The sequence below is a fragment of the Collimonas sp. GW821-FHT07E08 genome (assembly GCF_059418905.1).
In genome coordinates, this window is record NZ_JBWKQR010000054.1 from 1 (window position 1) to 930 (window position 930).

At 53.8% G+C, this 930-nt stretch carries 1 protein-coding gene; it reads left to right on the plus strand.

The window, feature by feature from the left end:
* Positions 1–910: IS110 family RNA-guided transposase (locus AC07RZ_RS24120; protein WP_494669871.1), on the plus strand; the 910-nt coding region annotated here is incomplete at its 5' end.
* Between the last annotated feature and the right edge of the window lie 20 nt (positions 911–930).

The window sequence follows — 930 nt, forward strand, 5'->3', positions numbered from 1 at the left end:
AGAAGTCGTCCTTGCCTGTTCACAAAACAGCTTTCCAGTGCAGACGGTGGCAAATGCTTTGCCGGCACTACGGAAATTTCTTAACACTTTGCCGCCAGGTACACACATTGCGATGGAGGCCACTAGTCTCTATCACCAGGATCTGGCAGATTTAGCAGTGAAGATGGGTTTCTCTGTCTTTGTTCTCAATCCGAAAGACACCTGGCACTATGCCAAAGGCATCGGCATGCGCGCCAAGACTGACCGGGTGGATGCGCAGATGATTGCTCGGTATGTAGCGCACGAAGTGGCGCATCTGCGCGCCTATGAACCAGCCACGCCAGAACAGAGGGCCATGGATCAATTGCTCAAGCGACGGGCCAAAATCGTCTCCTTGAAGACCGCTCTTCGCCTGAGCTGCGATGGCGTGCCCTCACTGAACGCCAAGGCCACAAAGTTGATCGCCGGCTTCACCGAATTACTCAAGCATATCGACTGCGAAATTGCTGCGTTGAATAATGCAATTCCACAGCGCGCCGAACAAATTGAGCGCTTGAAATCTATCGCCGGTGTCGGGCCCTTAACCAGCGCCTGGCTGGCCAATTTATTGGATCGGGTCAAATTCAAAAACAGCGATGCCGCTGTAGCATTTGTCGGCATGGATCCACGTCCTTGCGACTCCGGCCAAAAGCGGGGACGGCGGCGTCTGTCCAAGCGCGGTCCGTCGGAAGGTCGACGGCTCTTGTTCAATGCGGCAATGGCAGCAGCAAAATCATCGATTTGGGCACCTACCTATGCCCACTATCGCCAGCTCGGGTGGGCTTCCACTGCGGCCATCATGATCATTGCGCGCAAAATCCTGCGCATCGCTTACATCTTGACGAAGAACGGATCAAGCTTCGACCCGCACTTCGTTTCCATAAAAGCTTGACCAAAACCATAGAATCTATT